Origin of the sequence: Couchioplanes azureus (assembly GCF_014648355.1) — a bacterium.
GTDB classification, from domain to species: Bacteria; Actinomycetota; Actinomycetes; order Mycobacteriales; family Micromonosporaceae; genus Actinoplanes; species Actinoplanes azureus.
The window spans coordinates 1-20,471 of sequence record NZ_BMQY01000012.1 but is presented as its reverse complement, the minus strand read 5'-3'; the positions used below and the strand labels follow the sequence as shown (position 1 = coordinate 20,471).

At 73.0% G+C, this 20,471-nt stretch carries 15 protein-coding genes; 9 read left to right on the top strand and 6 right to left on the bottom strand.

From position 1 onward, the window contains the following. Positions 1 to 5: 5 nt before the first annotated feature. On the bottom strand, positions 6 to 1,121 hold the full coding sequence (locus IEY99_RS30030; protein WP_189207479.1) for a MerR family transcriptional regulator: 1,116 nt from the start codon (positions 1,119 to 1,121) through the stop codon (positions 6 to 8). Between the two features lie 157 nt (positions 1,122 to 1,278). On the opposite strand from IEY99_RS30030, the gene IEY99_RS30025 reads away from it, so the two are divergent. Next, the gene (locus tag IEY99_RS30025; RefSeq protein ID WP_189207478.1) at positions 1,279 to 2,484 is read left to right on the top strand and encodes a WD40 repeat domain-containing protein; all 1,206 of its coding nucleotides are present in this window, start codon (positions 1,279 to 1,281) and stop codon (positions 2,482 to 2,484) included. 25 nt (positions 2,485 to 2,509) lie between these two features. Here the strand turns inward: IEY99_RS30025 and IEY99_RS30020 are convergent, their stop codons facing one another. Next, the gene (locus tag IEY99_RS30020) at positions 2,510 to 3,481 is read right to left on the bottom strand and encodes a hypothetical protein (protein WP_189207477.1); all 972 of its coding nucleotides are present in this window, start codon (positions 3,479 to 3,481) and stop codon (positions 2,510 to 2,512) included. Further along, positions 3,478 to 3,966: a SigE family RNA polymerase sigma factor gene (locus IEY99_RS30015; RefSeq protein ID WP_229799376.1), complete on the bottom strand. Its 489-nt coding sequence runs from the start codon at positions 3,964 to 3,966 to the stop codon at positions 3,478 to 3,480. The genes IEY99_RS30020 and IEY99_RS30015 overlap by 4 nt, the downstream gene beginning before the upstream one ends. 158 nt (positions 3,967 to 4,124) lie before the next feature. On the opposite strand from IEY99_RS30015, the gene IEY99_RS30010 reads away from it, so the two are divergent. The 3 genes from IEY99_RS30010 to IEY99_RS30000 all read left to right on the top strand — a co-directional run bounded on the left by IEY99_RS30010 (position 4,125) and on the right by IEY99_RS30000 (position 11,010). After that, a complete protein-coding gene (locus IEY99_RS30010; protein WP_189207476.1) occupies positions 4,125 to 8,750 on the top strand; it encodes a protein kinase domain-containing protein in 4,626 nt (1,541 codons plus the stop codon). Between the two features lie 39 nt (positions 8,751 to 8,789). Continuing rightward, a complete protein-coding gene (locus IEY99_RS30005; RefSeq protein ID WP_189207475.1) occupies positions 8,790 to 9,446 on the top strand; it encodes a GGDEF domain-containing protein in 657 nt (218 codons plus the stop codon). Positions 9,447 to 9,588: 142 nt separating this feature from the next. Then, positions 9,589 to 11,010 (top strand): cutinase family protein, encoded by a 1,422-nt coding sequence (locus IEY99_RS30000; RefSeq protein WP_189207474.1) that lies wholly within the window; start codon positions 9,589 to 9,591, stop codon positions 11,008 to 11,010. 14 nt (positions 11,011 to 11,024) lie between these two features. Here the strand turns inward: IEY99_RS30000 and IEY99_RS29995 are convergent, their stop codons facing one another. Further along, positions 11,025 to 12,134 (bottom strand): serine hydrolase domain-containing protein, encoded by a 1,110-nt coding sequence (locus IEY99_RS29995; RefSeq protein ID WP_189207473.1) that lies wholly within the window; start codon positions 12,132 to 12,134, stop codon positions 11,025 to 11,027. A 169-nt stretch (positions 12,135 to 12,303) separates the two neighbouring features. Between IEY99_RS29995 and IEY99_RS29990 the strand changes: the two genes are divergently transcribed. After that, positions 12,304 to 12,759 carry a GNAT family N-acetyltransferase gene (locus tag IEY99_RS29990; protein WP_189207472.1) on the top strand — a complete coding sequence of 152 codons (456 nt, stop codon included), beginning with the start codon at positions 12,304 to 12,306 and terminating at the stop codon, positions 12,757 to 12,759. 43 nt (positions 12,760 to 12,802) lie between these two features. Here the strand turns inward: IEY99_RS29990 and IEY99_RS29985 are convergent, their stop codons facing one another. Together IEY99_RS29985 and IEY99_RS29980 are read right to left on the bottom strand one after the other, a co-directional pair. Then, on the bottom strand, positions 12,803 to 13,681 hold the full coding sequence (locus IEY99_RS29985; protein ID WP_189207471.1) for a pentapeptide repeat-containing protein: 879 nt from the start codon (positions 13,679 to 13,681) through the stop codon (positions 12,803 to 12,805). Positions 13,682 to 13,869: 188 nt separating this feature from the next. Then, positions 13,870 to 14,748 carry an LPXTG cell wall anchor domain-containing protein gene (locus IEY99_RS29980; protein WP_189207470.1) on the bottom strand — a complete coding sequence of 293 codons (879 nt, stop codon included), beginning with the start codon at positions 14,746 to 14,748 and terminating at the stop codon, positions 13,870 to 13,872. A gap of 137 nt (positions 14,749 to 14,885) precedes the next feature. Between IEY99_RS29980 and IEY99_RS29975 the strand changes: the two genes are divergently transcribed. From IEY99_RS29975 to IEY99_RS29960, 4 genes are all read left to right on the top strand, one after another. Next, the gene (locus IEY99_RS29975) at positions 14,886 to 17,144 is read left to right on the top strand and encodes a putative bifunctional diguanylate cyclase/phosphodiesterase (protein ID WP_189207469.1); all 2,259 of its coding nucleotides are present in this window, start codon (positions 14,886 to 14,888) and stop codon (positions 17,142 to 17,144) included. A 77-nt stretch (positions 17,145 to 17,221) separates the two neighbouring features. Beyond that, positions 17,222 to 18,412, top strand: a complete 1,191-nt coding sequence (locus IEY99_RS29970; RefSeq protein WP_229799375.1) for an AI-2E family transporter — start codon at positions 17,222 to 17,224, stop codon at positions 18,410 to 18,412. A gap of 82 nt (positions 18,413 to 18,494) precedes the next feature. Next, a complete protein-coding gene (locus IEY99_RS29965) occupies positions 18,495 to 18,689 on the top strand; it encodes a hypothetical protein (protein ID WP_194505981.1) in 195 nt (64 codons plus the stop codon). A 325-nt stretch (positions 18,690 to 19,014) separates the two neighbouring features. Beyond that, on the top strand, positions 19,015 to 20,471 hold a 1,457-nt coding region (locus tag IEY99_RS29960), incomplete at its 3' end, for a VCBS repeat-containing protein (RefSeq protein WP_229799374.1).

The following is a 20,471-nucleotide window of genomic DNA, read 5'->3' as shown; positions in this document are numbered from 1 at the left end:
GGTATTCAGGCTACGAGCAAACGGAGGCCGAGTTCTGCCGCGTCGAGGGCGACGAGGTCGCGGTTGCGCTCAGCCCACCGGCCCGAGGACAGGTCTTCGCGGAGCTTGCCTACTGCCCGCTCCTCAGCCCGCGACCCGACCCTGGTCCAAACCGAAACCGCCCGGCGCACATCCTCGTCCAGGTACGCCTCGGGCCGGCGCCAATGCGCCTCGAAGAAGCCGTCAGCGCAGTCCCACGGGATGAGCACCGGCTCCGCTCGGCCCCCGATCGCCCGGGTCAAGTCGGCCAAGGACGGCCAGCCGACGAGAAGGCCGGCGAACTCTGGCAGGTAGTCGCGGGTGAGCCAGAACCGCTCGCGCCAACCGGTGTTGTCGGCGTCGTACGTGAACACCACCACGCGGCGGGCCACCCGCCGCATCTCACGTAGCCCGGCGACCGGGTCCGGCCAGTGATGGAGGGTGCTGACCGCCATCGCGGCGTCGAAGGACTGGTCGGCGAACGGCAGGCTCTCGGCTCCGGCGGCCACGCACGGTGCGGCACCTGGGGGACGTTGTGCTCGCATGACCGCCGACGGCTCCACCGCCGTGACGTCACGGTCCGGTGGCTCGTAGGAGCCGGTGCCTGCCCCGACGTTCAACACCGTTCGGGCGTCCCCGAGCGCGTCCCAGATGCGCGCGGCGATCCGCGGCTCGGTGCGCCGCGTGGCAGGGTAGGCGGATCCGATGGTGTCGTACAACTGCGCGCCGAACACCTTCAGTTGCTCCTCCGGGGTCGTCCTGATTCCCATTGCTCGTGCCTCCAGTTCCCTGTCGATGGCCGTCACCATGGCAGCGGCACGGTCACGCTGCTCCACCAGCAGACCCCGTAGCCGGCGCAGATGCGCGACCGCGTCGGTGGCCGGGTCGCCAACCAGATCCGCGATCTCCCGCAATCCGAAACCCAGCCGCCGGTAGGCGAGCACCTCCCGCAGCCGTTCCACATCGTCTGCCGAATAGGCCCGGTATCCCGCGGCGGTCCGCGCCGACGGCTGCAACAGGCCGATCTCGTCGTAGTGATGCAGCGTGCGAACGGTTACGCCGGCCAGCTCCGCCACACGCCCTACGGTCAGGTGCTCCTCCACGCCTCCGACTATGTGGCATGACGCCACGTGAGGGACAAGCGCTTCCCCTAAGACCAGAAAACGTCCAGGGACGGACCAGTTTCCGGTGTACCGCCGATCCGTGGTGTGAGGGCGTGCGTGACCCCTCACGGAAATGGGCGAGACCACGGAGGCACAGATGCGCGAGACACCCATGCCGGACGCGACGTCGTGGCGGGCAGTCGCCGAGGAACCCGTCGGGGCGGCCGACCAGCCCGCCATCGCGCGAGCCGTGGACGTCGCGCTGCGGGAGGCCGGCGGTGGCCGGGTCGCGGGGGTACGCACGACCCACGCGTACGGCCGCGCCGGCTATCTGGTGCAGTTCATCCGCGACACCTGGCTCTGCACCGCGAGCGTGGACGCCGCCACGGCCGAGGTCACCGCGATCGTCGACGACGGCGCTCCCGGCACCGCCCGGCGGCCCGGCGCACCGCGCACCTCTGGCGTGCGGACCACCTTCGGCTCCTGCGCCGCCCACAGCGTGCAGACCGCCTTCGACTCCTGCGCCGTCCAGGGCGTGGAGGCCGCCGTCGACGACGCCACGCTCGCCTATGTCGCCACCGACTCCGGCATCGGCGTCGTTCACCTGCGGCACGACCTCCGATGGCACCTGGTGGTCGAGGACCATCACAGCACCGGGCTCGGCGCCGTCCGGCAGGTGACCCCGGTAGCGGGCGGCGTCATCGGTACGACCACCGACGGCGTGCTCTTCCGGCTCGACCGGCACGGGCGGCAGGGCTGGATCACGCACCTGCCGGCCCGGGTGCACACCGTCGCCGCGGATCCCGCGGGCGACCGGCTCGTCGTCGCCACGGACGCCGGAGCGGTCGAGGCCGACGCCCGCACCGGTGCCGTGCTCGACGCGTCGGCCGACCGTACGCCGGTCCTGGCCGCGGCCTACCTACCCGGCGGCCGCCGGATCACGGCCGGACCGCGGGGCACCCTCACCGTCACCGGGCCGGACGGGAGACGGCTCTGGCAGTGGCGGCAGGGCGAGACCCCGGCCCGGCTGTGGGCACACGGCGACCGGGTGTTCCTCGCGGGCCGGGGCGGCCTCAAGGAGATCGTCGTCGGTGAGGGCGTCGTGTGCCGCTGGTCCGCGCCGGCCGCGGCGCCGGTCGCCGACGCCGTGGTCGCCAACGGACATGTCTTCACCTGCACGCCGGGACTGAGCGTCGACCACCACGACTACGCCACCGCCGGCTACCTGGGCGTCCTGCCCGGCATGCGCGCCGAGCCCGCGGTGATCACCACACTGCACCCCGCAGGGGACCAGCCATGGATCCTGGTCGGCCACCGCGACGGGACGCTTTCCGCACACCGCACGGAACCCGTCCACCGGTGACTCAGATGCCGCCGCACCCGGAACCTCAGTCTTCCGTGACGTCGACGGTGGAGTCCTCGATGACCACCGCCCACTCTCCGGTCATGCCGTCCGGGATGGCGGACAGGGTCACCACGTCTCCCTTGCGCACCTTCGTGGCGTTGCCCCGGCCGCAGGCGGCCAGGACGTAGCTCCAGAACCGGCAGGGCTCCATCCTGGTGCCGTCGATGGTCACCGTGACCGCCCCGGGCGTGTTCGCGTAGACGGTCACGTCCGTGCCCGGCCAGGTCAGCATCCTCGTCACCTCCACCCGCGGGTCGGCGGGGGACGACCGCAGGACGTGGATGCGGTCGGCCGGGTCCTTGGCGCGCGGGTTGTCGGTGGGCAGGTCCAGCGGCGTCAGGGTGGCCGGTCGTGCCGGGTACGGGTAGGCGGCCGGGTCCACCGGCGCGCCCACGGCCACGGCGAACTCGGCGGCCGGCGCCGTCCCGGTGAAGGTGAGCACGACGGTGGCCGGCTTGCCGGCCGCGAGGTTGAGCTCCTTGCCCGGCTCGGGGATGGTGATGAACCCGGAGCATCCCTCGCCCTGGCTGATCGGCTGGCCGTTGAGGCTCAGCACGTACGGGTGGCCGCCCTCGCAGCGGGTCATGAAGGACAGGCCGGCGACGGTGGGGGGCGTGAACGTCAACGAGACCGACTTCGCCGGCGGCAGTCCGGTGTTCGCCGCGATGACCCGGTGGCCGGAGTCGTACTCGGGGAAGCCCTCGATGGTCGCCGTCGGCGGGGGAGCCGGCGGGGTGTCGGCCGGCGTGCCGCGGTGCTGGCCCGGAGCGACCAGCGTGCCCAGTCCCACGGCGGCGGCCGCGACGACGGCCGCGGCGGCCCCGGCGACCTGCCGGCGGCGGCGCCGGATCCGCAGCCGGTGGTGCACGCCGTCGAGCATCCGGTGGCCCGGGAAGTCGCTGTGGTCGGTGGCGGAGCGCTCGTCGAGCACGTCGCGCAGCTCGGTCAGGTTCATCGCAGGGCTCCTTCGCGGGTCAGGGTCTCGTCGAGGCGCAACTTCGCCAGGGCCTTGCTGGCCTGGCTCTTGACGGTGCCGACCGAGCAGCCCATCGCCTCGGCGATCTCGGCCTCGGACAGCTCCTCGAAGTAGCGCAGCACGATCACGGCGCGCTGCCGGGCCGGCAGCCGGCGCAGCGCCTGCCAGAGCTGTTCGCGTTCGTCGTGCCCGGGGTACGGGTCGGTCGCCGACTCCGGCAGCCGCTCGGTCGGCACCTCGGCCCGCCACCGTCGCCGCCACCAGCTCGTGTTGGTGTTGACCATGACGCGGCGGACGTACGGCTCGGGGTCGCCGTCGATGCGCCGCCACGCCGACCAGGCCTTGACCAGGGATGTTTGCAACAGGTCCTCGGCGAGTGCCCAGTCCTGGGTGAGCAGGAACGCGGTCCGCAGCAGCCGCGCGGAGCGGCCCACCACGAACTCGTCGAATCCTTCAGTCGTCACAGCGGAGCCTTTCAACGGGGTGTCGCTGATCAATACGCCCCGCCGGTCGCCGACGTTGCCCGGGATCATGAACATCTTTCCCTGGTACGGGCGAGGGTGGCCCGGCCGCCTCCGGCGGATCCGCTCAACTCGGCGGTCCACCCGCCGACGGAAATAGGGTGAGCAGCGCTGCGCCGGCCGGATCAGCCCGCGAGGCCCAGCCCGGCGGCCCCGCCGGGCTGGAGGTGCTGGGCGAGATCGGCCGCGGCAGCCGGGCCGTCGTGTACCGGGTGCGCCGGGACGGCGCGGTCTACGCGATGAAGGCGCTGCGCGCGACGGCCGGGTACGACGACGAGGCCGCGGTGGCGCTCCGCCGGGAGGTGGCGCTGCTCGCCGCCGTGGACCACCCCGGCCTGGCCAGGGTGCACGAGGTCGGCGTCGCCGACGGCCGGCCGTACCTGCTGATGGAGCTGGTCGAGGGGCAGAGCCTGGCCGCGCTGCTCGGCGCCGGCCCGCTGAGCGAGGCCCGGGTGATCGCGATCGGCATCGACGTCGCGGGGGCGCTCGCGGCGGCGCACCGCGCGCACCTCGTGCACCGCGACGTCAAGCCCGACAACATCATGATCGCGCCGGACGGCACCGCGCGGTTGATCGACTTCGGCCTGGCCACCCGGGTGGCGGACGGGCCGGAGCAGCACGTCGCCGGGACCCTGACCTACAGCGCGCCGGAGCAGTCCGGGATGCTGCACCGCGCCGTGGACGGCCGGTCCGACCTCTACTCGCTCGGTGCCGTGCTCTTCGAGTGCCTGACCGGCGCCGCCCCGTTCGTCACCGACGACGTCGCCGAGCTGCTGCGCCGGCACGCCGTGGCCCCCGTCCCCGACCCGCGGGCGGTGGTCCCGGCGCTGTCTCCCGCCCTGTCCGGCATCATCCGCCGGCTGCTCGCCAAGGACCCCGACGACCGGTACGCCAGCGGCGACGGCCTGCTCGCGGACCTGCGCCGCGCCGCGGCCGAGCCGGGTACCGCGGACTTTCCGCTGGGCACCGCCGACCGGCCGGTCGCGCCGCAGGAGAGCCCGCTGGTGGGGCGGGCGGACGAGCTGGCCACCCTGAGTGTCCGGTGGGCGGAGGCGCAGCGCGGCCGGGGCGGCGTGGTCCTGGTCGAGGGCGCGCCGGGCGGCGGCAAGAGCCGCCTGGCGCACGAGCTGGCCGACGCGGCGGCCGGCGACGGCCACCTCGTGCTGCGGGGCAAGAGCTCCGCGGATGATCCGCAGCCGCTCGCGCCGCTGCGGTCCGCCGTCGACGCCTACGTCCGCGCGGTGCTGCGGCTGCCCGCGACCGAGGCCGGACCGGCGGTCCGCCGGCTCCAGGTCGCCGCCGGCTCCACCGCCTCCCTGGTCAAGAACCTCTCTCCCGCCCTCGCCGGGGCGCTGGACGCGGCCGACCCGGTCGGCGACGTCGGCCTCGACCGGTACGCCGCGGCGGTGGCCGCGTTCCTGGCCGGGCTCGCCCGCGCCGCCGGCGGCGCCGTCCTGCACCTCGACGACGTGCAGTGGTTCGACGAGGCGACCCTGCGGGTGCTGGACCAGCTCGCGCCGGAGCTGGCGACCGCGCCGCTGCTGGTCGTGGCCACCGCCCGCGACGACGCGGCCAGCCGGGACGCGGTGGCGGAGTTCCGCGCCCGCCTCGGCGACCACCTGGACACCACGCTGCGCCTCGAACCGCTCGACGCGGCCGCCGTGGGGCGGCTGGTCTCCGGCGCCAACGGCGGCCTGCGGATCACCGGGGAGGTGGCGGCCCGGCTCGCCGCCCGCAGCCAGGGCAATCCGTTCACGCTGCTGGAGTACGTCAAGGCGATCGTGGATGCGGGCCTGGCCCGGGTCAGCTGGGGCACCTGGCACATCGACGTGCCCCGACTGGACGACCTCAACCTCCCCGCGGACACCGCGGACCTGGTCCTGCAGCGGGTGGACGCCCTGGACAGCGGCAGCCGCCGCCTGCTCGGGGTCGCCGCCGTCGTCGGGTCACGCTTCGCGCCGGGCCTGGTCGCCGACGTCTGCGGGGTCGACGCCCGGGTGCTCGCGGACGTCCTCGCCGACGCCGTCCGGCACGGCCTGGTCGAGCGCCGCGACGACGGGGACGTGGCGTTCCTGCACGACCGGATCCGCGAGGCGCTGCTGCGAGGCGCCGGTGACGCCGGGGACCGGCAGACGCTGCACGACCGGATCGCCGACGCGCTCGCCCGGGTGGCCGGCGACGACCCGCAGCAGGTGTACGCCCTCGCCCACCACCGGGCGTCCGGCAGCCCCGGCCACGACCCGGCCGGACGCTTCGACGCCTGCCGCCGCGCCGGCACCCTCGCCCTGGCCGAGCACGCCCCGGAGACGGCGTTGTTCCACCTCGAGACCGCGGCGGCCGCGGCCGCCCGGGCCGGGATCGCCACGGACGCGGACTTCGGCGAGCTGCTCGGCGTGGCGTACCACCACGCGTCCCGGTTCGACGAGGCCGTGGAGACGCTGCAGGAGACGCTGCGGGACGTCCGCGAGCCGGTGCGGCGGGCGCACCTGCTGCACCAGATCGCCAGGGTCGAGGAGACCCGCTGGAACAACGCCGCGCAGCTCGACGCGAACGCCCGGGCCCTCGAGGAGCTGGGGCGGGCGCTGCCCCGCAACCCGGTCGTGCGCGCGCTGACGACGCTGTGGTTCTTCGTCGTCGGCTGCCTGATCGGGCTGACCGGCATCGGCTACGGCACCGCCTCGGCGGCCCGGCGCGACCGCTACCGCCTGATGTGCCTGCTGTACGAGAGCTCCGGCGCGGCGGAGATCCGGCGGCTGAACCCGTCCGGGTCGCTGGTCTACGCCCTGCGCTCGCCGTACGTGGCGAACCGGGCCGGGCGGTCGCCGGAGATGGCCCGGCTCTACAGCTCCCTCGGGTTCGTCGCGCGGATCCTCAAGCTGCACCGGCTCGCCGACCGGCTGATCGCGGTGGCCACCCGCACCGCCGTCGAGCTGGGCGACCGGGTGGCGTCGGGCTACGTCGCCTGGCACGAGTCGATCGGCACCTACAGCAGCGGCCGGGACTCCGGCGAGAGCATCCGCCGGGCGCTCGACGAGCATCACCGCTGGCTGGACGCCGGCCTCTACCTCGACGGCTGCGCGATCCTCTGCTGGGACGCGCTGCTGCGCGGCGACATGGCCGAAATGGAGCCGTTCTTCGCGCGGCGCACCACCCGGGCGGTCGCCAGCGGGCAGGCCTCCCGGAGCAACGTGGTCGCCACCGACGCGGCCCTGATCGCCCTGCAGGGCCGGTACGGCGAGGCCGCGGCCCGGCTGGCCGGGCTGGCCGACGACGGGGCGGCGACGCACCAGCGGATCGACCGGCTCGTCGCCGCGCTGGCGACGACGCTGGAGCGGCCGGAGCCGGGCGAGGAGTTCGACGCCGCGGTCCGCGAGTTCGACGCCACCGGGCTGCGCCCGCGGGACCTGCTGGCGATGCAGCACAGCCTCTTCGTCTACCGGGCCTACGGCGAGCTCGAGCGGTGCCGGCGCGGGGGAGAGGCCGAGCGGGACGCCCTGCTGGCCGGGGCCCGGCGGACCATCGCCGTCCTCGCCACCGTGCCCCAGCGGCCGATCCTGGTGGCCCACCACCGCATCCTGACGGCCGCCCTGCACGAGGTGTCCGGCGATCCCGCCGCGGCGCTGGCCGCCCTGGCCGCGGCCGAGCCGGCGTTGCGCGCGGCCGACGGGCCGCTGCCGGCGTACGAGGCCGCTCTCGTCCAGGCCCGCGCATACCGGGCCCTCGGGGTGGCCGGCGCGGCGCTGCGCCACGCCCGCTTCGCAACGGCGATCGCCGACGAGCAGGGCTGGGCGCACCGCTCCCGGCGGGTGGCCGCCGAGTTCGGCACCGCCGTCTCCGGTGCCCGGACGCCGAACCGCGACGCGGTGAGCGTCTCCGGCACCCGGCACGGGCAGCGCTGGGCCGCCCTGGAGCAGGTCAGCCTGGCCGCCTCCCGGGTGCTCGACCCGGTGAAGCTGGCCCGGATCGCGCTGGACGAGACGATCCGCATCCTGGGCGCCGAGCGTGCCTTCCTCCTCCTGCTCGACCCGGCCACCGGCGGCCTCGTCCCGCACGTCGGCCGCGACGCCGCCGGAGCCGACCTCGCCGAGCTGACCGGGTACAGCGCGAGCCTGGTCGAGCGGGTCCGCGCGGACCGGCAGGCGCTGGTCGTGACGGGCTCGGAGGAGGGCGAGGCGCTGGGCTCGCAGAGCATGCTCGTGTACGGGCTGCGCAGCATCCTGGTCGCCCCGCTCCAGCTCGACGGCCGGCTCCTCGGCGTGGTGTACCTGGACAGCCGGGTGGCGAAGGGCGTCTTCACCGCCGACGACGTGGACATCCTCACCGCGGTCACCCACCAGGTCGCCGTGGCGCTGGAGACGGCCCGCACCGCCCAGCTGGAGCTGACCGTGGAGGCCGCCAACCGGCAACGGGACGTGGCGGAGGGCCTGCGGCAGGCGATGACCTGGCTGGCCGGCACCCTGGAGCCGGACGTGGTCCTGCGGCGGCTGCTCGTCACCATGACCCGGGCCCGCGGCAGGGACCGGGCCTGGCTGGTCCTCGGCGAGCCGGCGGCGACGACGGTGGCGGTCCTGCACGCCGCGGACGGCGACGGCCTCACCGAGACGCTGGTGACCGACCCCGGGCCGGCCGTGGTGGACCTGCTCGGCGTCGCGCAGGCCACGGTGTATCCGGCCCCGCCGGCATGGTCGGCGCTGCTCACCGGCGGCACGGCGGCGGCCGGCTCCTGACTCGCCGTCCCGCTGCGGGCCCGCGACGAGTCCCTCGGCGTGCTGGTGCTGACCTCGCCGGGGACGGACGCCTACCGGCAGGCCGACGTGGAGGTCGCCGCGGCGCTCGCCGGTCAGGGCATGGTCGCGTACGAGAACGCCCGCCTGTTCAGCCAGGTCCACCACCTGGCGACGGTCGACGGCCTGACCGGCATCGCGAACCGGCGGCACTTCTTCGACGCCGGCCGGCGGGAGCTGGCGCTGGCGCGGCGCCGCGGCACCTCGCTGGCGGCCGTCATGCTGGACATCGACCACTTCAAGAAGATCAACGACACGTACGGGCACCAGGTCGGCGACGACGTCATCCGCGGTGTGGTGGCGCGCCTGCGCGCGGAGAGCCGGGAGACCGACGTGCTCGGCCGCTACGGCGGCGAGGAGTTCGCGGTCCTGCTGCCGGACATCGGCGACGGCGCCGTGGACGCCGCCGAACGGCTGCGCACCGCCGTCGCCGTGGCCCCGATCGAGACGGCCGCCGGCCCGGTCGCGGTGACGATCAGCGTCGGGGTGGCGCACCTCGCCGCCGCCGACACCGAGCCGGACGGCCTCCTCGCCCGGGCCGACGAGTCGCTGTACCTGGCGAAGCAGGGCGGGCGCAACCGGGTGGTCGTGCACGCGGGACCGCACCCTCCGGCCACGCTCCCCGCCGAACCCGCCTGACCGGCTCCCGCGTGGCCGCACGCGGGCAGTGGTCCACCTGGCGGGCGGAGCCGGCCGAGCGGCCGACCCCTTCCGGAGGGCTTTGACCGCTCATCCGGCGATGGCGCCCCGGATCCGCGTCCGCGAGGGCCATGCTGCCCTGATGAGACGCATCCTCGCGGCGCTGGTCCTGGCCGCCGCCGCCCTGGCCGTGCCCGCCCCCGCCCACGCTGCGGTCGCCCCGCCGAAGTGCGGCGACGTGCTGTTCGTCGGCGTCGCCGGGTCCGGCGAGGCCGACAAGGGATGGCCCGGGTACGACAAGTCCGGGATGGGCGCCGAGGTGACCACGGTCTACCACGCCCTCCAGGCGAAGGCGAAGGGCCGCAGCGTCACGGCGTACGCGCTGCCCTACCGGGCCGCACCCGTGCTCCCGACGATGATCCATCCCGGCATCGGTACGTTCATGGAGAGCCTGATCGAGGGAGAACGTGACCTGAACACGTTCCTGCTCGAGCGGACCCGGCTGTGCCGGGGTGAGCGGCTGGTCCTCGCCGGCTTCTCGCAGGGCGCGATGGTGATCCACCGCAGCGTGCAGGTCCTCGGCAGCCGGGTGACCGACCGGATCGACGCGATCGTGCTGATCGGCGACGGCGACCGGCTGCCGGGCGACGACGGGCAGATGCTCGGCACCGCGGGCAACAGAGCCAAGGGCGTCGGCCTCTGGTATCCCCAGTTCTCGCTGGCGAGCGGGCGCAGGTTCGGCGCGATCGGCGCCCGGGTGCTCAGCCTGTGCAACCTGGCGGACATCGTCTGCGACCACCGCCCGGCCCTCTACAACCCGCTCACCTCGGCCGGCCGGATGGCGATGGTCGCCGGCACGGTCGTCCACATGAGCTACCGGCTCGGGCCGCAACTCGCCGACCTGGGCGCCAAGGCGGCGGCCAAGCTTCGCGGCCCGCTGACGGTGTACCGGCCCAGCGGCCGTGCCGGGTTCGTCTCGTACGCCACCGACTTCGCCTGCCCCGCGGTGAGCAGCGGCTACGTCCTCGTCGTGACGCGCGGCGCGGGCCAGGCGCCGTCCGAGGCCTACGCCGAGCCGTACGACGAGTTCAGCAGGGGGGCCTGGGTGCGCACGTCCGAGAACGCCGCGCCGGGCACCCATCGGGCGACCGTCGACTGCGAAGCGTCCACCGATCCGAACGAGCGCACCGGCGGCCGGAGCCTGGCCGCGTACACCTTCACCCAGACCGTGACCACCACCAAGCCGATCCTCGGGGTCAGCCCGGCGGCGGCGCGGCCGGGTCAGGTCCTGACGGTGACCGACGGCGGCGGCTGTGGCGCCTACCCGAAGCCCGCGCAGACCGTCGAGGTCGCGGTGCACGACGCGATCCGCGGCGGAAAGCCCGTCGTCGAGGGCACCGCCCCGGTGAGCGTCGCCGGGCGCTGGAACGCGGTGCGGCTGACCCTGCCGGCCGGGTCCGGGGCCGGCGGCTGGCACGTCAGCGCCACCTGCAGGGCCACGGACGGTCGCAACCCGGACCAGTCCTACCAGCCGTACCCGGGAGTGACGGTCGCGGCGGGCTGACGGCGGGCAGCTGGCTAGCTCACGGCCGGTCCGCCGGATCGGGCGAGGGCCTCCCAGGCCGCGGAGACGGGTCCGAAGGCGCGCAGGTCGCCCGTGCGGCCGCCGCTCATCTTGTTCATGGCGTACGCGTAGGTCGCATGCGCGTCCATGTCGATGATGGCCAGCGAGCCTCCCGCGCCGCCCCAGTACAGGGTGCGGGGGTTGGGCATGAAGTCGCCTCCCACCGCGAAGCCGAGTCCGAAGCGGACGGGTGTGCCCAGGATCAGGTCCGTGCCCTCGACCTGGACCTGCAGGGCGCTGCGGCACGTCGCCTCGGACAGGAAGCGCCGGCCCCGGGCCACACCGCCGTTGGCGAGGATGGTGTGGATCTGCGCGACGGCGCGCGCGTTGCCGGTGCCGCCGGCGGCGGATATCCCGGCGGCGCGCCACGCCCGCGAGTCGACCACCGACGTGTCGAGCCGCGGGTTGTGCGCCGCGTTGTCCTGCAGCTCCGTCACGTCGCCGGAGAACGGCTCCTGATCGGGCGGGATCAGCTCGGCGACCCGGGGTTCCTCGGACTCCGGTAGTCCGATGTGGAAGTCGGCGCCGAGCGGCTCGGCGATCTCCTCGCGGAACACCCTGCCCAGCGATCGGCCGGTGATCCGCCGCACGACCTCGCCGATCAGGAACCCCTGGGTGACCACGTGGTAGCCGGAAGCGGTGCCGGGCCTCCAGAACGGCTCCTGGGCCGCCAGCGACGCGGTCGCCTTCTCCCAGTCGTAGAGGTCTTCCGGGCGCAACGGCTCGCGCCAGCCGGACAGCCCCGCGGAGTGGCTCATCACCTGCGCGACCGTGACCTCGTCCTTGCCGCCGGCCGCGAACTGCGGCCAGTAGCGGGCCACCGGCGCCGCGAAGTCGAGCTCGCCCCGGTCGGCGACCAGCAGGGCGGTCAGGGCCGCCATGGTCTTGGTGGTCGAGTAGACGTTGACGATGGTGTCGCGTTCCCAGACCCGGGTGCGGGCCGCGTCGGCGTACCCGCCGTAGAGGTCGGCGACCGTCTCACCGTCCACCGTGGCGCAGAACGAGGCTCCCACCTCCGCACCGTCGCTGAAGTTCTGCACGAAAGCGGCGCGAACGCCTGCCATGTCCGTACGGACGAACCCGCGCACGTCCCCGCCAGCCAACCCAGCCTCCCGAAGATCGGACGAGCGGGATTCTCCGTGGTGGTCCCCCGCCGCACAACGCATTTAGGCCACGCGGTGGCGCCGTGTACCGTCCGTCTACCATCCTGGGCGGGCAAGTCGAGGAGGTTTCATGGGGGATCGTCAGCGTGACGGCTATGTACTGACCACCGACGCGGCGCGCGTCGATGTCGATCGGGTCCACCAGTGGCTGTGCGAGCAGTCCTACTGGGCCGCCGGACGTGCCTACGACGAGGTGCGGCGCTCCATCGAGGGCTCGCGGCCCTATTCCGTCTTCGCCGGCGGCGACCAGGTCGCCGTCGCCCGGGCCGTCACCGACGGAGCGACCTTCGCGTGGATCTGTGACGTGTTCGTCGACGTCGGGCACCGGGGGAGGGGCCTGGGCGGATGGCTGGTCGACAGCATCCTCGAGGACCTCTCCGCGGTAGGGGTTCCCCGCTTCCTGCTCGCCACCAAGGACGCTCACGAGGTGTACCGGCGGTCCGGCTTCGAGGTTCTCGAGGGCGCCGACCGCTACATGGAGATCGACCGTCGCCCGACGCGAGCCGCCATTCTGGGGCTCACCTGATTCCTGCCGGCTCGGCGCAGTGCCGCCGCGAGGCCGGAGCGCGTCAAGGTCGTCCCTGATCGAGCACCGCATCCGTCAGGTCGGCGCCGGTGAGGTCCGCGCCGGTGAGGTCGGCGCCTCGCAGGTCTGCGTTCCGGAGATCGGCACCGCGCAGATCCGCGCCGCGCAGGTGAGCGCCTCGGAAATCCGCGGACCGCAGGTCGGCCTGCGCCAGGTTGGCCAGCCGCAGGTCGCAGTTCCGGAACCCGCTGTTTCGGAGATTCACGGCCCGCAGCCAGGCCCGCGCCAGGTTGGCGTGATGGAAGTTCGCATCGGTCAGCTCCGTGCCGTCGTTCATCTGCAGGCTCCGGAGGTCGGTGCGGGCGAGATACAGCCGTCCGCTGCTGCGGCCGGCCGCCCGCCGTCCCAGCACGTTCATGGCCGCCTGCACGTCCGGCTGCCGGACCCGCAGCCAGGCGACCGTGGTGTCGACGACCGGGGTGGGATGGGACTCACCCCCGTCCGGCCAGGGCGCATGGTTACGCACGAAGGCGGTGAGCATGAAGATGATCGTCACCTGGTCTTCGGGCGATGTCCGCGCGATGCGCTCCAGCGCATAGATCCCACCTATGCGGACATCGAGGTTCTCCTCCCCGACGTGCTCCACGGCGCGGGAGAACTGGGCCGTCAGATGACCGTCCTGATTGACGCGCACCTGCCGCCAGGTCGCCAGCGCGCCGAGCGCGATGACGACACCCGCAACGGCCTGGAGCAGGCTGGCCCGCAGGCCGTCCCGCAACTGTGCCTGCGCCTGCTGCAGCGCGATCTGGCGTTCCGCCGTCGCCACGCCGCCCAGATCCGAGGGACTCAGCGGCGGGTGGGCAAGCGCCGGCACCAGAACCAGGAGGGTAGCCGCCACGAGCACACCGGCCCCCAGCAGCACGACATTCCGTCCCGTCGCCCGGCCCCGCGCGGACGCGCCTCGAGCGGTACTCCACCTCTGCCATGCGCCCATACGTCCGTTCTAGCGGTGGGACGCCGGCGGGACCAGAGGCACCGGCGGCCACCGTGGACGGGCGCCGAGCGGAACGGGCCCCGCCGGGGTCGGCGAGGCCCGTTCGTGCGGCAAGCTCAGGCGACGAAGCGGTTCCGCCGCCGGCGAGCCAGCAGGAGGCCGGCCAGCCCGAGGACCAGCAGCGCAACGCCGCCGCCGGCGACGGTCGCCACCTTCGCCCCGGTGACCGGCAGGCCGCCGTCGCCGGCCGACCCGCCGGCGCCCGCGGCCGCCGGGGTGGCGGTGACGCTCGGCGGGAACGAGGGGCCGGCACTGGCCGGCGCCTCGGCGCCGGCCGAGGCGGTGGCGCTGGGGCGGGCGGTCGGAGTGCCGGTGGGTGCGCCCGGCGGGGTGATCAGGCTGACGCCGGTGAAGCCGACCCACTTGGCGTCGGCCGGAATGGTCAGCGCCTTGGGCTGCAGCCGCAGTGTGTCCCGGGTGCCCTTGACGGGCGCCGTGCCGCGCCCGCTGTCCTTCTTCGCGAGCGCCTCGATGCCGCCCTGCTTCTCCGCCCAGTCCTGGGTGAACCACCGGTGGATGACCGTCTGCACCCGGTCCGGCTTGGCGTCCGCGGTGGCGGCGATGCGCACTGGCGAGGTCTCGTACGCCGCGCCGGCGGCCAGCTCCTGGTCGAGCTCACACCAGGCGCCGTCGAGGTTGCTGTCCACGTAGTACCAGCAGTTCTCGGAGCTCCTGGGGAGGTCGAGGTCGTTGACCACCCCGACGTTCACCACGACCTTGGTCGGCGCCGCGCCGGCGTTGGCCACGCGCAACGTGAGGGGGATCTCCTCACCCCGGTGAATGGGGTACATCCGCGGCTTGCCGGCGGCGTCGTATTCGTCCACGGCGACGACCTTCGCCGTGTCGGTCGCCGGCTCGGCCGCGGCGGCCGCCGGCATGGCCAGCACGCCGGCGCTGACGAAGCCGGCGCCGAGCGCACGCAGGTAGATCTTCATGACCAGTGCTCCCCGTCCATCGATGACCGCGACACCTTACACAAGATCATCTACTGCGGAAAACGGCACTGGCGGAGTCGCTGTTGCGGTTTGCAGAGATTCGTCCGGAACGTGGGCTTCTTCCGGATCGTGGCTCCATGGCAACCGAGCGTTGTTATCAAGAGGTGGTGAGCCGCGAGATTTCCGTGCACCGCTGGTACCTCGGCGCAGGGGCGCTCGCGCTGCTCGGTGGGTCGCTGCTGGTCCCGGCGGTGCGGGTGTGGGTGTACATGCTGGTCGCGGCCTCGGCGATGGTGGCGCTGGCGGTCGGTGTCCGGCGGCACCGGCCGGTCTGGCCGGCGCCGTGGTGGTTGCTGGCCGCGGCGATGGGAATGTCGCTGCTGGCCAACATCGGCTGGGCGCTGGCGATGGATCCGGCCGGGGTGCCGCGCTTCCCCTCCGTCGGCGATGCCTGCTACGCGGCCACGCTGGTGCTCCTGGCGGTCAGTGTCTACCGCTGGGTGCGGCCCGCCCAGCAGCGGAGCGGCGTCGTGGACGCCGCCATCGTCGCCGTCGCCGGCGCCGCCGCGCTGTGGACGCTGGTGGTCGCGCCGCTGTTGTTCGACGGCCGCTTCACGGGGCTGCGGATGGCCAGCTACCTGTTCTACGTGGGCATGGACCTGCTGATCCTGGTGCTGACCGTACGGGTCGTGGTGATCTCCCGGGTGCGCACTCCCGCCTACCGGCTGATGGTCACCGCGGCCGGACTGCTCGTGCTGACGGACTCCTGCTACTACGCGCTGCTGCTGGCCGGCGAGAGCTACGACCGGCTCACCGCGCTCGGCTGGCTGGGTGCGTACGTGATCATCGGTGCCGCGGGCCTGCACCCGTCGATGGCCCGCAGCACCGGAAGCGTGCCGGGCAACCCGTCGCCGGCGTCGCGCCGCCGGATGGCGATCTACGTGTCCCTGACCCTCGGCATCAGCCTGCTGACCATCCTCAGCCTCTCCGCCGCCCTGCCCGGCAGCCAGTCGCCGCGGCTGATCGTGCTCGAGGTCCTCGGCGCCGCCATGGCGGTGCTGCTGATCGTCCGGTTGTCGCAGCTGGCCACGCTGCTCAACCGTCGTACGCACCTGGACACGCTCACCGGCCTGGGCAACCGGGTCATGCTGCAGGAGCACCTCGATCGCCCCGGCCGTCGCCGCCGAGTGCTGCTCCTGGTGGACCTCGACGGCTTCCGGGACTTCAACGACACCTTCGGCCACCAGGCCGGCGACACCGTGCTGGTCGAGACCGGTGAACGGATCCGCGCCGCCGTGCCGAGCAGCGCCACCGTGGTACGCCTGGCGGCCGACGAGTTCGCGGTGCTCGCCGAGGCCGACGCGGGCGACCACGAGCTGGCGCAGAGCATCCTCGTCGCCGTGCACCAGCCGTACCGGCTGCAAGGGCTGGCCTCGCGACGCTTCGCGGCCAGCATCGGCGTGGTGGCCGTGACGGCCGGGCAGCCGAGCCCGCCGGTGCTCCGCGACGCGGATCTGGCCCTGCACACGGCCCAGATGCGAGGCGGCGATCAGATCGCGGTCTTCGACCCGGAGATGCACGCCGAACGCCTGGCCAACACGGAGCTCGTGGCACAGCTGCACGACGCCCTGGATGCCGGCGAGTTCGACGTGCACTATCAACCGATCATCGATCTCGCGACGGGCGACGTGGCGGCCGCGGAGGCGTTGCTGCGCTGGACCCGCCCCGACGGCACCCGGATTCCGCCGGACCGCTTCATTCCGCTGGCCGAGCAGAGCGGGGCGATCGTCGCCATCGGCGACTGGGTGATCCGCCGGGTGTGCCGGGACCTTCACCGGCTCTGGCGCGACCATCGGGTCGCCGTCACCGTCAACGTGTCCGCGCACCAGCTGCGCGATCCGCTGTTCGCCGCGCGACTGCTGCAGGTGCTGCACGCCGGCGAGGTGCCCGGCGCGGCTCTGATCGTCGAGATCACCGAGACGGTGCTGGTCACCTCGGTCACCGACGCGGCCACCGTCACCGCGCAACTGCAGGAACTGCGCGAGCACGGGGTCCGTATCGCGATCGACGACTTCGGCACCGGCTACTCGTCGCTGGCGTACCTGCGGGAGCTGCCCGTCGACATCCTCAAGATGGACGGTTCCTTCACCGCCCGGCAGATCGACAACGGCGGCGCCCGCGAGCTCGCGTTCATCCGCGCGATCCTGGAACTCGGCCGGAGCCTCGACCTCGTCACGATCGCCGAGGCAGTGGAAACCCCGGCGCAGGCCGAGCGTCTGCGTAGCCTCGACTGCGATCTCGCCCAGGGCTACCTCTTCGCCAGGCCTGCCCCGCTGGCGGATCTGCACGAGTTCCTGCGCCGGCCCATCGAGCCCGCGCTGACGGACGTCCCGTGACCCGGCCTGCGGTCGCCAGAAGGTTACTGCTGGTTGTCGTGGGGTAACCGAACGTCATGGGTGAAACGGACACCAGGATGGTCGCGCGCCGTACGATGGTCGTCATCGGGCTGTTGCTCGCCACGGTCACCGTGCTGTTCCTCGGGTACGAGGCCCGCAGGGTGCTGACCTGGATCGTCATCGCGGGCTTCTTCGCGGTCGCCCTGCACCCGGCCGTGACCTGGATGACCCGCAAGGCGACGTTCTGCAAGCGCTGGCTGGCCACACTGCTGGTCTTCGTGGCGGCCTTCGCGCTCCTGGGCGGTCTGATCACGCTCTTCGTCGTGCCGCTGGTGCGCGAGAGCGGCCAGGTGATCGCCGACTTCCCGAAGATCGTCGAGGACCTCCGCAACGGCCGCGGTCCGGCCGGGCAGCTCGTCGACCGGTTCAACCTGATGGAGTACGCCCAGAACAACGCCGACCGGATCCGCGAGTACGCGTCCGGCCTGGGCGCGCCGACGCTGGCCTTCCTCCGCTCGGTGGCCACCGGCGTCGCGGGCATCGCGACCATCTTCGTGCTCGCCTACCTCATGGTCCTGGAGGCGCCCAAGATCGTCGACGGCTTCCTGGCCCTGTTCGCACCCCGCCGCGCCGAGCACATCCGGCGCGTCGGTCAGGACTGCGCCAGGACGATCACCGGCTACCTCACCGGCAACCTCCTGATCAGCGTCATCTGCGGGACGCTCACCTACGTGGTGCTCGCGGTGCTGGACGTCCCGTACGCGGGTCTGATCGCCCTGTTCGTCGGGCTGGCCGACCTCATCCCGCTGGTCGGCGCCACGCTCGGCGCAGTCGTCGCCACCGCCGCCGCGTTCGTCGCGTCGACCACCGCCGGCATCGTGGTCCTCGTCTTCTTCGTGCTGTACCAGCAGCTGGAGAACCACCTTCTCCAGCCCATGATCTTCGCCCGTACGGTCAAGCTGAACCCGCTCACCGTCCTCGTCGCGATCCTGGTCGCGGTGGAGCTGGCCGGTATCCTCGGTGCGCTGCTGGCCATCCCGGTCGCCGGCATCCTGCAGATCCTCGCCCGGGACATCTGGGACACCCGCCGCGGGCGTCCCAAGGCCGAACCCACGGTCGGCGAGGACCGTACTCCGGTGTCCGATGCTCCCGCCCACCGGGACATCGAAGACGCCGCCAGCGCGGGCGCATCGGACACCCGGGTCGCCTACGCCAGAAGCACCAGGACCGAGCCCGCGGTGCCCCGCTCGGATTCCGTACGGCACTAGAGCGTGTACCGAGGTCGCTCGGTTCCTCTCGTGAACCTGTTCGTGCAGGTGGTGTGACGTCTGGAGTCAACTGCGTATGCTCATGAGTACCCGACATAAGGATGTGTCCAAGATGATCATCCTCGCTGTTGCCGCCGTGGTCGTCCCGGCGCTGCTCATCGCGTTGGGCATGGATATCAACGCTCGTAGGCGGGGAACAAAGGCTTCTCCACCTCAGGACCCGTCCGCCGCACCGCTCACCGAGCAGACGTTCTGGACGTACGCCGTCATCGAGTAGGGCGGTTCACCCACCGGCACAGCGGGCCGCGACCCGAAGGTTCCACAGCTTTGCTCGGGTCAAGGTTGCCGCTGTCGCTGGTCGGTTGGCAGTTCCCCCGGCGCCGGGTGATCAAGAACTCCATGCCGTCCACCAGCGGCGGAGCATCTCGCGGCGGGACGCCGACCGGCGTACGTTGCCTTGCCGCCGCACACCCGTTACCGTTCCCGATCGCATCCACGGCCGTCACGGGCCGACCAGCCTGCTTGCTCCGGTCCGGACGGACCCTGCGGCGGGCTGTCTCCGGATGCCTTGTCACTAGTTGTCAAACGGGGAACTCACACGCATGAACGCCTCCACCCGCGCCCTGACCGGGCGGCTGCTGACCGCCGGCCTGGCCACGGTCACCCTCACTGCCGGCCTGCCGGCGGTCGCCCACGCCGCACCGGTACCCGGGCTGTCCGTCACTCTTCGCAACGCCGCCGAGGCGACGTACGAGCAGAAGCTCGCCGTCGCCCGGATGTTCGGCCGCGGCGACGACTTCGCGCTCGTCGAGCGCGCCGACCGCGACTTCGTCATCGAGATCTGGAAGCACGTCAAGGACAAGCCCGAGTTCTTCGAGGTGCGGGTCGCCGCCGAGGACGCGTTCGCCGGCGCCTCGGCGGACCGGGCCTGTGCCGAGTTCATCGTCACCGGGGTCCGGGCCGCCTACGACCGCGACATCGAGCGGGAGAGGCAGAAGGCTGCCGCCAAGCGCCTGTCCGACCAGGCGCGCGCCGCGGCGGCCGCCAGCATCGGTGTCGTGGCCGGCGACGACCTGCTCCGGGGCGCCGACGCCGAGTTCGTCCAGTTGATCTGGGAGCGCGTCGTCGAAGACCCCAAGTGGGTCGAGGTCAAGGTAGCCGCGGCGGCGGTCCGCAAGGGCAGCCCCGAGGAGCAGAAGCAGTTCATCTCCTCCGGCATGGCGGCCGCGGCCAAGAAGGCCATCGAGCGCCGCATCGAGGAAGACGACATCCAGGACGCCCTGCAGAAGGCTCGGGCGCTCGCCCGCGCCGCCAAGGAGTCCGCCGCCCACCGCATCAGGCTGCCCGTCACCGAGGAGCTGCTGAACCTGCCGGACCGCGACTTCGTCAGCGCGGTCTGGAACCATGCGGCCGGCGGCAGCAATGTTCACGCCGCCGCCGTGTCGGCCGCCCGCAGCACCGACCCGGCGGTGTGGAAGGCCTTCATCGACACCGGCATCCACCAGGCCAAGGACGCCGACCACCAGAAGGCCCTGGACGACCTGGAGGCCGAGGACCGCCGCCGGGTGCAGGACGTCCTCACCCGTGCCGAGCAGGCCCTGCACCGCAACCTCGCCAAGGCCGCGCGGCAGGCCCTGGCCGGCTCGGCCGGTGACGTCGCCGAGTTCCTCCGCAAGGGTCAGTACGACGCGTACGGGCTCGACGAGGCCGCCGCCCGCAAGGCCCACAAGATCCGGGCGTTCTACGACTACCCGGGTGCCACGACCCGCCTGTTCACCTTCGGCAGACTGGGTGGCCCGGCGGCCGGCGAGACGCAGAACTGGGACTCCGGTGCCGGCAACTACGACGCCGCCCGGAGCAAGCCGGTGGCCGGTGACTTCGACGGCAACGGCGTGCAGGACGTGGCTGCCTTCTACGACTACGGCAACGGGCACACCAAGCTGTTCGTGTTCTTGGACGTGGACAACGGGACCGCCCCCCGGCAGGTGTGGGACTCCGGGGTCGGCAACTGGGAGTCGGGCCGGGCGTCGTACGTGGCGGGTGACTTCGACGGTGACGG